The organism is Bacillus sp. 3103sda1 (assembly GCF_024159135.1).
GTDB lineage: Bacteria > Bacillota > Bacilli > Bacillales > Bacillaceae_G > Bacillus_A > Bacillus_A rhizoplanae.
In genome coordinates this window covers 4,023,338-4,034,999 of record NZ_JAMYWS010000001.1, presented here as the reverse complement: position 1 = coordinate 4,034,999, position 11,662 = coordinate 4,023,338, and the positions used below count along the sequence as shown (strand labels likewise).

The following is an 11,662-nucleotide window of genomic DNA, read 5'->3' as shown; positions in this document are numbered from 1 at the left end:
GAAAGAAGGAGGCAGTTCCATGTCTGAAATTAAAACAATTATGCCACAAGAAGTACAAGAGCGTTTAGAAAAAGGGGAAACGTTATTTTTAGTAGATGTGCGTGAAGATGAAGAAGTAGAATACGGGAAAATTCCAGAAGCAGTTCATATTAAAATGAATGACATTCCGCATAAAGTAGACTTCTTTGATAAAGAAAATGAATACATTTTTATTTGTAGGTCAGGTGTGCGCAGTGAAAATGTTTGTCATTATTTAAATGAACTAGGTTATAAAACAGTAAACATGGTTGGCGGCATGATGCAATACGAAGGTGAAATTAAATAAAGTTCACTAATCATCAGCGGGGATATCCCTGCTAGAAATAATTCTTTTTAAAACTTGAAACGCGTCCGTTTCAAGTTTTTTTCTTTTGCATACAGTGTAGAAAGGAAGAGATATTGTTAAGGAAGGTGGTTTACGGGTGAATCCACTTATTCGAAAAATTAAAATCATAAACAATAGAGGACCAATCAATATGGGAAATTGTTATGATCTTTCTCCGTTTATTGCGACGAAGATATTTAGTGGGTCTGGTGGATCAAGCTCTGCTAGATTGTTAAATGGGAAGTTAATGTCACCGAGCGTACCACGAGGTAATACTGAATTTACTCCGGCGGAAATAAGTATAACATCAGGAGGGTAATAGAAAGGTTGTATAAAAATGGGAGCTTGTATTAAGGAGTTTGTTATTATAAATAATTCTGGGAATATTTTCACAGGAGATAATTTGCGGGATACTTCGTTTGTTGCAACAAAAACATTTACCGGATCAACAGGACCAACATGTATGGATGTTGTAGTCGTTATCGGAAATACAAATGAAGTTTGTCTGAAACCTGGAGACACAATTACAACAACTATTACACGAGGTAGCACCTTGGTAAATGCTGCAAGTAGTAGCGAGATGACAGATACTTTACCGGGAGCTCAGAATAGCATTGGGATGACAAATGCTTCACAGGGAGCTCAGAATAGCAGTGGGATGACCAATGCTTCACAGACAGCTCAGAATAGCTGCGGGATGACCAATGCTTCACAGACAGCTCAGAATAGCTGCGGGATGACAAGTGCTTTACCGGGAGCTCAGAATGGCAGTGGGATGACAGGTGCTTCACAGGGAGCTCCGAATGTGGAGCGTACAGATTGTATAGTAGAATGAGAAAAAAGCATTCCGATGAAAGGAATGCTTTTCTATTTTTATAAAATATTTATCCCGCATTAACGGGCAGTAAGTCCCCCACCTCAAGATTCAGAGAGAAGCAAAGAGGGTAGGTGGGGGATAACTGCCCGTAAAAGCCCGATTGGTTCAACTAACCATCAGTGGGGAATAAACCTGTCCCCCACTGATGGAAGTTTCACTTTATTTCGTGAAAAAGTTCCTGATTAAAGTTTCATTTCGTTAGACTCTATCGGTTTTCTTTTTCGATAAATAACATAGCTGCGTCGTAAATATTTCACGGGAACGCTAAAGACATGAACGAGTCTTGTAAATGGCCATGCTGCAAACAGTCCCATAGCTGCAACGATGTGAATTTTAAACCAAATTGGCACCTCCGCCATATATTCGGCTTTAGGCTGGAAAATAAAGAGGCTGCGGAACCACGGGCCAACCGTTGTTCGATAATCAAAACCATTTGAATCAATATTTAAAAATGTAGAAGAAAGTCCTGCGAGCATTACGATGAGCAACAAGATGAGGGCGATGTAGTCTCCCTTTGTACTTGTTGCGATAATACGTTTTACGGTAAAGCGGCGATACGTTAAAATGAATAATCCGATTATAGAAGCAATACCTGCCGGAAGGCCGAAACCGATCGCCATCATATGATACGTATGTTCAGAAATGCCGAGGGAACTATAGACGGATTCGGGGATTAAAATTCCCATGACATGCCCGCCAATTACGAACATAATACCAAAATGAAACAATAAACTTCCGATTCGGAGCATTTTCTTCTCTAATAGTTCACTAGATTTTGATGTCCAACCAAATTGATCGTAGTTGTATCTAAAAATATGCCCACCAATGAAAATGACTAAAATGATATATGGAAAGAGTACCCATAAAAATTGATCTATCATCTTTGCCGTACTCCTTTCTATTCTATTTCATACTGCCATGCACCAATAGCAGTAAGGATGCATCGGACAATTGGTTCGTACATATTGTTTGTGTCTTTTAATTGTTGATGCAATGCCTCGATATTGCTTGTGTATTTTTTCATAATCGGCTCACTATCTTCTTCCTCTGCATTTGCGAGAAACTCTAACATAAGTGGTAAATAATCAGGCAGTTCTTTATCCGTTACAGCGAAGCCTGCTTTTTGATAGTGTTGTTTTAGTTCTAGCAGTTCAATTCCTCGTTCTCGTTGTTCACCAGTATTCATGTAAGTGAGATACATATTTGTTTTTTTGCCAAAATCAAATGTATATACATATGATTCAATTAATTCATCGTTTGTTTTTTGCTTTGCTTGTTCGATAAATGTTGTAAGGGTAGTGCGAATTTCCTCATGTTCGACGCTTTGAATATCACTTTGTAAATGAGGAAGTGCTTCTCTCCATCCCTGTTCAGGATAGGAGAGAAGAAAGGAAGAACAAGAAAAAGCAGTTTGTAGACTTTGTTTCATAGTTGTTACCTCCTTTATTTTAAGAGATTGTCATACAAGAGCCCGGACCGCCAGCAAAGGAAAGACCGCAGCTTCCTTGCTCGTTATAAAGGTCTGCTACTTGTTCGCGGTGAGAAGTTGGAATGACGAAACGATCTTTATATTTCGCAATCGCAAGAAGACGGTACATATCTTCAACGTCTTTTTTTGTTAAGCCCAGTTCTTTTAATACAGCTTCATTTGGTTCTTTATTTATTTGCAATGCTCTCATATGAGTACGCATGACAGCCATTTTTTTCAATGTAAGACGAATATGAGATTCATCGCCTGCAGTTAATAAGTTTGCTAAATATTGAATCGGGATACGCATATTATCAATAGCAGGGAAAATCTCTTCTGCTTGCCAGTTGCTTCCTTTTCCTTCGACCATGTTCATAATCGGGCTTAAAGGCGGGATGTACCAAACCATTGGCAACGTACGATACTCTGGATGAAGTGGAAGCGCAATTTTCCAATCGATAATCATTTTATAAATAGGTGATTGCTGAGCAGCTTTGATCCATTCTTCTGGAATACCTTGTTTCTTTGCTTCAGCGGCTATTTCTGGATCGTTTGGATCTAGGAATACGTTAAGCTGAGAATGGTATAAGTCTTTTTCATCTTCTACAGATGCGGCTTCTTTTACTTTATCAGCGTCATATAACATAACTCCGATGTAACGAATGCGTCCAACGCATGTTTCAGAACAAATTGTCGGCATACCAGCTTCAATACGTGGGAAACACATCGTACATTTTTCAGCTTTATTCGTTTGCCAGTTGAAATACACTTTTTTGTATGGACAAGAAGAGACACAGAATCTCCAAGCGCGGCATGCGTTTTGATCAACAAGGACAATTCCATCTTCATCGCGCTTATACATAGAGCCAGATGGACAAGAAGATACGCACGGCGGATTGATGCAATGTTCGCAAATACGTGGTAAGTACATCATGAACACATTTTCGAAATCCGTTTTAATTTCTTCTTCCATTTTCTTGACGTTTGGATCTTGTAAGCCTGTTACATGCCCGCCGGCTAAATCATCTTCCCAGTTTGGTCCCCATTCAATTTTATCGATAAATTCACCTGTAATGGCTGACTTTGGACGAGCAACCGGTTGGTGCTTTCGCTGCGGGCTGTTTGTTAATGTTTCATAGTCGTAGTTCCAAGGCTCAAAGTAATCATCAATTGTTGGTTGATCTGGGTTATGAAAAATGTTCATGAGACGTTTCATTTTTGAACCGGATTTCAACTGAAGGTCTCCGTTCTTCAGCTCCCAGCCGCCTTTATATTTTTCTTGATCTTCCCATTGTTTTGGATAGCCAATGCCCGGTTTTGTTTCTACGTTGTTAAAGTACATGTATTCAGCACCTGGACGATTCGTCCAGGTGTTTTTGCATGTTACGCTACAAGTGTGGCAGCCGATGCATTTATCTAGGTTCATTACCATTCCGACTTGTGCTTTAATCTTCAAGCCAATCTACCTCCTTCAGTTTGCGGATGACGACGTTTAAGTCGCGTTGGTTGCCAGTTGGGCCATAGTAGTTAAAGCCGTAGCTTAATTGACCGTATCCGCCAATCATATGTGTTGGTTTTACGTGAATACGCGTCGGGCTATTATGTGTTCCTCCGCGGTTACTTGTTAAATTCGTACCAGGCACGTTAATGTGGCGATCTTGTGCATGATGCATAAAGGCCATTCCTCGCGGCATGCGGTGTGTTACGACAGCACGTGCAACAACGACACCGTTTCGGTTAAAGCATTCAATCCAGTCATTATCAGCAACACCGGCTTCAGCAGCGTCATCTTTATTCATCCATACTGTTGGTCCGCCGCGGAACAGTGTTAACATCGGCAGTGAATCAAAGTACATACTATGAATGGACCACTTGTTATGCGGTGTTAAATAGTTCAGCGTAATTTCTTTTCCTTCTACTTCAGGGCGAGATTTACGGAACGGTTTATGCTGTAAAATTGGTTTGAACGTTGCCATTGTTTCGCCAAATTCTTTCATCATGTCGTGATCTAAGTAGAAAGATTGACGCCCTGTTATTGTTCTCCAAGGAATAAGACGTTCTACATTTGTTGTAAACGGTGAGTAACGGCGTCCTCCTTTTTCCGAACCACTAAAAGCAGGAGAGGTAATAACCGTTTTTGGTTGCGCCGTAATTTGTTCGAATGTGAAGCATTCTTCTTCACGTTCTTCTGCTAAATCACGCAGTTGTAAATCTGTTTGTTTTTCAAGCGCTTCCCATGCTTTTACTGCCATATGACCGTTTGTTGTAGAAGAAAGGGTTAACACTGTCTCAGCAGCATTAATTGCTTCTGTTATGTCAGGGCACCCTTTCGCGATCGAATCAGCGCGAATTACACCTAATTTACTCTTTAATTGTTCGTATTCTTTTTCCGCAGACCAAGAGATGCCTTTTGTACCAATTGGCTGTTTTCCAACGTTTGGTCCGAGCGCGGTCATTTTGTCATAAATCGTTTTATAGTCACGTTCTACGACATGAATTTGCGGCATTGTTTTGCCTGGGATTGGCTCACATTCCCCTTTGCTCCAATCTTTAATTTGTCCGAGCGGCTGCGCTAATTCTTGCGGTGTATCGTGAAGAAGCGGCGTTGCAACAACTTCTTTCATTGGCTCAAGGTCTAACTTTTGTGCTAGATCAGAGACTGCTTTTGAAAGGGAGCAGAAAATATCCCAATCAGAACGAGCTTCCCACGGTGAACCGATTGCTGGGTTAAATGGATGCACGAACGGATGCATATCTGTACTGCTTAAATCATGCTTTTCATACCACGTGGAAGCAGGAAGAACGATGTCAGAGTATAGTGCTGTTCCAGCCATACGGAAATCTAAATTGATTAGTAGGTCAAGTTTTCCTTCTGGTGCTTCTTCATGCCATGTAATTTCTTCCGGTCGTAATGAATCGCTATCATCGTTCATTAATCCATTTGTCGTACCTAGTAAATGTTTTAAGAAATACTCGTGTCCTTTACCAGAACTTGAGATTAAATTCGCGCGCCATACGAATAAGTTGCGCGGGAAGTTATTTTTGTTATCCGGGTCTTCAATCGCAAATTTGAGCTCTTTGTCTTTTAGCTTCTCTGCAACATATTTCCCGATTTCCTCCCCCGTTGTTGCGCCACTAGCGACCGCTTCTTTATATAGTTCAATGCCATTCTTTTCGAAAGTTGGATAAGAAGGTAGCCAGCCAAGGCGAGCGGCCAACACATTGTAATCACCATGATGCTGATAACGTGAGTTGCCGACAATTGGTGATGCTAAATGTCCAACTGGTGTATCTTCATAGCGCCACTGATCTGTAACGAAATAGAAGAAGGATGTACCGTTTTGCAGTTTCGGCGGGCCTTGCCAATCCTTTGCGGTTGCGATGGTTTGCCAACCTTCTGCCGGACGTAATTTTTCTTGGCCGACATAATGAGCCCAGCCGCCGCCGTTTACACCTTGTGCACCAACAAGAAGAACGAGGTTTAACACAGCGCGGTAAATCGTATCAGAGTTAAACCAATGGTTAATACCAGCGCCGACAATAATCATCGAGCGTCCATTTGTATCAACTGCATTTTGAGCAAATTCACGAGCGATTTGAATAATAAGTTCTCGTTTTACACCTGTCATTTTTTCTTGCCATGCTGGCGTAAACGGAACATCTTCATCAAAGCTCTTCGGTTCTTGGCCGCCAAGTCCGCGGTCCACGCCATAGTTTGCTAATGTTAAATCATAGACAGTTGTTATGAAAAGATCTCCGTTTGGTGTTGTAATCTTTTTCACTGGAATGGTACGTTCTAATACTTCATTTCCGTCATCAGAAAAGTACGGAATTTGTACAGTTCCAATTGCATCCTCCATACCAAGTAAAGAAAGACGCGGCTCAATTTTTTCACCTGTTTGTTCATCTTCTAAACGTAAGTTCCACTTCTTCTCGTTATCCCAGCGTGATCCCATTGTGCCGTGCGGCGTTGCGAAATCATGACAGTTATCGTTCCAAAGAACGGGCTTCCATTCGCCAAGCTTCGTTTCACGACCAATATCAGCCGCATTTAAGAAGCGATCTGCAACAAATTGATCTCCTTGCTGCTTTAACGTGACAAGGAATGGGAAATCTGTATATTGTTTTGCATAATTTATGAAGTAGTCCACTTGTTTGTCCACGTAAAATTCTTGTAAAATGACGTGCCCCATTGCCATTGCAAGTGCACCGTCTGTTCCTTGTTTTACACTGATCCAGTCATCAGCAAATTTTGTTGATTCGGCAAAATCAGGGCTAACAGAAACGACTTTTGTTCCTTTATAGCGCACTTCCGCTAAGAAGTGGGCATCTGGTGTCCGCGTTAGCGGTACGTTGGAGCCCCATGTCATAATGTAGCCAGCGTTGTACCAATCACTACTTTCTGGCACATCTGTTTGATCACCCCAAATTTGCGGTGAAGCTGGCGGTAAGTCAGCGTACCAATCGTAGAAGCTGAGCATCGGCCCGCCCATAAGCTGCATAAAGCGGCTTCCAGCTGCGTGGCTTAACATTGACATCGCAGGAATTGGCGAGAAGCCAACATTTCGATCTGGACCGTATTTGATTACTGTATATAATAAGGAAGCAGCAACAAGCTGTAATACCTCATCCCAATTTGCACGAATGAAGCCGCCTTTTCCGCGCGCCCCTTTATATGTACGTGCTTTTTCTGGATTTTCAACAATGCTTTTCCAAGCGTCTAACGGTGATTCATGTTTTTGTAGTTCTTCTTGCCACATATTCCAAAGAACGCCGCGTACATATGGATATTTCACACGAAGCGGACTATAAATGTACCAAGAAAAGCTTGCTCCGCGCGGACATCCGCGTGGCTCAAAATCTGGCATATCAGGGCCAGTAGTTGGATAATTTAGCTCTTGTCCTTCCCAAGTTACAATTCCATCTTTTACGTAAATGTTCCAGCTGCAAGAACCGGTGCAGTTTACGCCATGTGTGGAGCGGATTACTTTATCATGCTGCCATCGCTTTCTATAAGCGTTTTCCCATTCGCGGTCTTCGTATGTTTCTTGTGTATGATTATCGTTGTAACGATCTATTGGAGAAAAATATTTTAAACGTTGCATGAATGGTGATGGTTTCTTTTTCATACTGTTCACTCCTTTATTGCGTCTCTCTTGCTTACTTTCACTATAAGAGGGCGTGCAAAATAGAGATGTGACATCCATCACAGTTCAACAGATTGTCAAAAATTCATGAGTGTGTAAGGAAAAAATAGAGAAGGTGTGACATTTTGCACATTACAAAACATGTTTAGGATGTAGAATAAAAAAAGAGCAGCATCTAAATGAGATGCTACTCAATACTACAAATAGAGGTAGGGCAATCTTCACAAGCGATTGCACATTTTAAAAAGTGTAAATTATGAATGGTAATCTTTCCTTTATGAATAGAAATAATGCCTTGTTTTTTTAAATCATTTAACATGCGATTGACACTTTCCCGAGAGGTTGCACAGAAGTTTGCAAGATCTTGATTCGTTAATGGAAGATCAATGAGAATACCATCTTCTTTTAAAATCCCGTAACTATTCGTCATGCGAATGAGAGTCGAATAGAGAGCTCCTTTTTTGCCGTGCAATACTAAATCACGAAACTTCGTTTGCATTCTTCGTAAATGCTCACTAACCCACTTCATAAATTCAAACGCAAGAGCTGGTTTTTCCAGCAATGCTTTTTCTAATGCATCTCGTTTAATGACGCCGATTTCTGCATGTTCAAGCACTTTTGCATTTAACAAATATTTGGCATCCTCTGTAAATAATGTGAGTTCTCCGATAATATCATGCTGCGAACAAATGCGCAGTGTCAATTCTTGACCATCGGCACTAATTTTACTAATTTGAACTTTTCCAGAGTGAATAATGTATAGTTCTTTTGCCACCATACCTTCTTGGAAAATATAATTAGCTTTGCCCACTTTCATTTTATATTCCACAGATGCGAGCAATTCTTTTAAATCATTTGATAATGCCGTACTGTTTGCCACAGCAATCACCTTTCTTTTCAGAACAGTCTATTTCTTATTTTGAATGTAAATATAGTGCAAATGCAAGCAGTTTTTTTCCCGTGGCTAATTGTGAACAGTTTTTGAACAGAATTGTGAAGAATTTTTGAATGAGAAAATCGATGTGAGAAATATCACAACATAGATTGTTGTTCTTTTTTATGATGAAGACAAATGAAAGACAGCCAAAAAAAAGATAAAGCGCAAGAGCAAAAACACCCTAGTTTAAAAATATATTATAATAGAATGAAGGTATATAGAGACAGCAAGAAGGAGGGGTGAAGATGACTGAGAAGATTTTAGATGCATGGCAGCGTCCGCTTCAAGATTTACGCATTTCTGTTATTGATCGTTGTAATTTTCGATGCACATATTGTATGCCGGCTGAAGTGTTTGGTCCAGATTATGCGTTTTTAAAAGATGAGTTTTTGCTTACATTTGATGAGATTGAGAGATTAGCTAAACTTTTTGTTCGCATGGGCGTCAAGAAAATTCGATTAACTGGCGGCGAACCGTTACTGCGTAAAGATTTACCAAAGCTCATAGAACGTCTTGTGAAATTAGAAGGTCTAACAGATATTGGGCTAACGACGAACGGTATTCATTTAACGAAGCAAGCGAAAGCTTTAAAAGAAGCTGGTTTACAACGAGTAAACGTCAGTTTAGATGCACTAGATGATGATGTATTTCGAAGCATTAACGGCCGCAATGTAAGCACGAAGCCTATATTACGAGGAATTGAAGCAGCAAGGGCAGCCGGATTAGAAGTAAAAATCAATATGGTCGTAAAAAAAGGAATGAACGATAACCAAATCTTGAAGATGGCCGCTTATTGTAAAGAGCAGTGCATCCCTCTTCGCTTTATTGAATTTATGGATGTTGGGAGTACGAACGGCTGGAATTTTCAACAAGTGATTACGAAGAAAGAATTAATCGATATGATTGGACGTGTGTATCCAATTGAGCCGGTAGATCCGCATTATTTTGGTGAAGTGGCAAAGCGGTATCGATATGTTGGAACTGAGGCAGAAGTCGGCTTTATCACATCTGTTTCTGAGTCATTTTGCTCTTCTTGTACGAGAGCACGTATTTCAGCAGAAGGTAAATTTTATACATGTTTATTTGCAACAGCAGGAATAGATTTACGAACGCTGCTCCGCGGGGGTATAGACGACGATAAACTATTACAAGTCGTGCAAGATGTGTGGAATAAGCGCAGTGATCGTTATTCAGATGAGCGAACGGAAGAAAGTGCAAATAACCGTCCGAAAATTGAAATGTCATATATTGGCGGATAAGAAAGAAGGGGTCTAGATGCAAGAGAGGTATTCACGGCAAATACTATTCTCAGAGATTGGTGAAACTGGCCAGCGAGATTTAGGTGAAAAACACGTATTAATCATTGGCGCTGGTGCACTTGGTGCGGCAAATGCTGAGGCGCTTGTCCGGGCGGGAATTGGCAAGTTGACGATTGCCGATCGGGATTATGTCGAGTGGAGCAATTTACAAAGGCAGCAGTTATATACAGAAGAAGATGCGAAGCGTTATGTGCCGAAAGCAGTTGCAGCGGTGCAGCATTTAAGGCGAATCAACTCTGAAGTAGACATCGAGCCAGTTGTAACGGATGTAGCGGTGCAAGAAATGGAACAGCTTGTTAAGAACGTGGATGTAATAATAGATGCAACAGATAATTTCGATACGCGTCTTCTTATTAACGATATTTCACAGAAGTATAACGTTCCATGGATATACGGTGGTTGTGTAGGGAGTTATGGTGTAACGTATACGATTATCCCAGGGAAAACACCATGTTTTCGATGTTTAATGGAGCATCCAACGAGCGGAGCAACGTGTGATACAGCGGGGATTATTCAACCAGCCGTGCAAATGGTCGTTGCTTATCAAGTTGCAGAAGCTTTAAAAATACTAGTTGGAGATTTTGAAGCATTACGAGAAACGATGGTAACATTCGATCTTTGGAACAATCAGTATATGGCATTTAAAGTAAACAGGCAGAAAAAAGAGAATTGCCTGTCTTGCGGTAAATTGCGTACATATCCAAGCCTAACATTTGAGGCACAAATGAAAACAGAAGTGCTGTGCGGTCGAAATACAGTTCAGATTCGCCCAGGCAAAAATCAGCTTCTTAACTTAGAAGAAATAGAAAAGCGCTTACAAAAGAGCGTAACGATGCAGAGGACACCGTACTTATTATCATTTCATGTAGATGAATATCGCTTTGTTTTATTCCAAGATGGGCGAGCCTTTGTTCATGGTACAAATGATATACAAGTGGCAAAGCGATTATACGCTCGTTATATAGGGTGAATCCAGGGGGACACCCCCCTTGGATTCGATGAAGGAGTTTAAGATTGATTTCTTGTATAATCGCCGCTTTTGCCGCCTGTTTTTTCAAGTAAGTATGTTTCACCGATGATCATGCCTTTATCGACAGCTTTGCACATGTCATATACGGTAAGAGCGGTAGCGGAAGCTGCAGTTAAAGCTTCCATTTCAACGCCGGTGCTGCCCTCTGTTTTCACTTTTACTTCAATAAGTAAACGATATTGTTCATCTGCAATATTCCAGTCAAAGGAAATATCAACACCTTTTAGAAGGAGTGGATGACACATCGGAATGATATCAGAAGTACGCTTTGCTGCCATAATACCAGCGATTTGTGCAACCGCTAGGACATCGCCTTTTCCGATTTCATTATGGGTAATTTTATCATAAATTTCTTTCGTCACGATGATGCTAGAACGAGCGATAGCTGTTCGCACGGTAATCTTCTTATCGCTAATATCGACCATTTTGGCACGGCCTTGTTCGTTAAAATGAGTAAATGAAGACATGGAATTCCTCCTTGAAGTAATTGCTATTATGATTAGCATTGTACAACAAAAAT

Annotated in this window: 9 protein-coding genes and 1 pseudogene; 4 read left to right on the top strand and 6 right to left on the bottom strand. The window is 40.7% G+C overall.

The window, feature by feature from the left end:
* Positions 1 to 19 precede the first annotated feature (19 nt).
* Complete coding sequence (locus NKR74_RS20240) at positions 20 to 325, top strand: rhodanese-like domain-containing protein (RefSeq protein ID WP_098306683.1); 306 nt, start codon at positions 20 to 22, stop codon at positions 323 to 325.
* Positions 326 to 701: 376 nt separating this feature from the next.
* Positions 702 to 1,025: pseudogene (locus NKR74_RS24195) on the top strand (hypothetical protein); the annotation flags it as partial.
* A gap of 398 nt (positions 1,026 to 1,423) precedes the next feature.
* Here the strand turns inward: NKR74_RS24195 and narI are convergent.
* The 5 genes from narI to NKR74_RS20205 form a co-directional block, all read right to left on the bottom strand.
* Entirely contained in the window at positions 1,424 to 2,122 is a 699-nt protein-coding gene (gene narI, locus NKR74_RS20225; protein ID WP_253630637.1) for a respiratory nitrate reductase subunit gamma, read from the bottom strand.
* A gap of 17 nt (positions 2,123 to 2,139) precedes the next feature.
* Positions 2,140 to 2,670: a nitrate reductase molybdenum cofactor assembly chaperone gene (gene narJ / locus NKR74_RS20220; protein ID WP_253630636.1), complete on the bottom strand. Its 531-nt coding sequence runs from the start codon at positions 2,668 to 2,670 to the stop codon at positions 2,140 to 2,142.
* 19 nt (positions 2,671 to 2,689) lie between these two features.
* Positions 2,690 to 4,165 (bottom strand): nitrate reductase subunit beta, encoded by a 1,476-nt coding sequence (gene narH, locus NKR74_RS20215; RefSeq protein ID WP_253630635.1) that lies wholly within the window; start codon positions 4,163 to 4,165, stop codon positions 2,690 to 2,692.
* Positions 4,155 to 7,838 carry a nitrate reductase subunit alpha gene (locus NKR74_RS20210; RefSeq protein WP_253630634.1) on the bottom strand — a complete coding sequence of 1,228 codons (3,684 nt, stop codon included), beginning with the start codon at positions 7,836 to 7,838 and terminating at the stop codon, positions 4,155 to 4,157. Before NKR74_RS20210 ends, narH begins: the two co-directional genes overlap by 11 nt.
* A gap of 205 nt (positions 7,839 to 8,043) precedes the next feature.
* Positions 8,044 to 8,736, bottom strand: a complete 693-nt coding sequence (locus NKR74_RS20205; protein ID WP_253630633.1) for a Crp/Fnr family transcriptional regulator — start codon at positions 8,734 to 8,736, stop codon at positions 8,044 to 8,046.
* Positions 8,737 to 9,038: 302 nt separating this feature from the next.
* On the opposite strand from NKR74_RS20205, the gene moaA reads away from it, so the two are divergent.
* Positions 9,039 to 10,052 carry a GTP 3',8-cyclase MoaA gene (gene moaA / locus NKR74_RS20200; protein WP_253630632.1) on the top strand — a complete coding sequence of 338 codons (1,014 nt, stop codon included), beginning with the start codon at positions 9,039 to 9,041 and terminating at the stop codon, positions 10,050 to 10,052.
* A 16-nt stretch (positions 10,053 to 10,068) separates the two neighbouring features.
* Entirely contained in the window at positions 10,069 to 11,082 is a 1,014-nt protein-coding gene (locus NKR74_RS20195) for a molybdopterin-synthase adenylyltransferase MoeB (protein WP_253630631.1), read from the top strand.
* 38 nt (positions 11,083 to 11,120) lie between these two features.
* Here NKR74_RS20195 and moaC read toward each other — a convergent pair whose 3' ends face one another.
* Positions 11,121 to 11,609 carry a cyclic pyranopterin monophosphate synthase MoaC gene (gene moaC / locus NKR74_RS20190; protein WP_098306701.1) on the bottom strand — a complete coding sequence of 163 codons (489 nt, stop codon included), beginning with the start codon at positions 11,607 to 11,609 and terminating at the stop codon, positions 11,121 to 11,123.
* Positions 11,610 to 11,662: the final 53 nt, after the last annotated feature.

Bases quoted from the DNA above. Each gene is read 5' to 3' on its own strand.
- narJ (WP_253630636.1), bottom strand. From the start codon at position 2,670: ATGAAACAAAGTCTACAAACTGCTTTTTCTTGTTCTTCCTTTCTTCTC.
- moaA (WP_253630632.1), top strand. From the start codon at position 9,039: ATGACTGAGAAGATTTTAGATGCATGGCAGCGTCCGCTTCAAGATTTA.
- moaC (WP_098306701.1), bottom strand. From the start codon at position 11,609: ATGTCTTCATTTACTCATTTTAACGAACAAGGCCGTGCCAAAATGGTC.
- NKR74_RS20195 (WP_253630631.1), top strand. From the start codon at position 10,069: ATGCAAGAGAGGTATTCACGGCAAATACTATTCTCAGAGATTGGTGAA.
- narI (WP_253630637.1), bottom strand. From the start codon at position 2,122: ATGATAGATCAATTTTTATGGGTACTCTTTCCATATATCATTTTAGTC.
- NKR74_RS20210 (WP_253630634.1), bottom strand. From the start codon at position 7,838: ATGAAAAAGAAACCATCACCATTCATGCAACGTTTAAAATATTTTTCT.
- NKR74_RS20240 (WP_098306683.1), top strand. From the start codon at position 20: ATGTCTGAAATTAAAACAATTATGCCACAAGAAGTACAAGAGCGTTTA.